Consider the following 302-nt stretch of genomic DNA (forward strand, 5'->3'; position numbering starts at 1 on the left):
GCCACCAATTAAAGTATCGTTTCCTGAACCTCCATAGAGACTATCATTACCAGCACCGCCATTAATGACATCATTACCAGCACCACCATAGATGGTATCATTGCCAATACCGCCAGTGATTTGATCGTCTCCATCTTGAGCATCTACATAATTATTACCATCGCCAGTTTGAACGATGTCATTTCCATTACCACTATAGAAATTGTTGTTTGATGCGTCACCATTGATTTGATTGCCACCATTACCAAATTGATAAGAGGTATCACTGCTTTTCACATCAATGGGTAAAAGAGCCATCAGTT

Annotated in this window: 1 protein-coding gene; it reads right to left on the reverse strand. The window is 40.1% G+C overall.

The genetic code is table 11. The features are described 5' to 3' along the window. The coding region (locus tag PQG52_RS11425; RefSeq protein WP_271829607.1) for a calcium-binding protein at positions 1-302 on the reverse strand (302 nt) is incomplete at both ends.

Origin of the sequence: Commensalibacter communis (assembly GCF_947179105.1) — a bacterium.
Classification (GTDB): Bacteria; Pseudomonadota; Alphaproteobacteria; order Acetobacterales; family Acetobacteraceae; genus Commensalibacter; species Commensalibacter communis.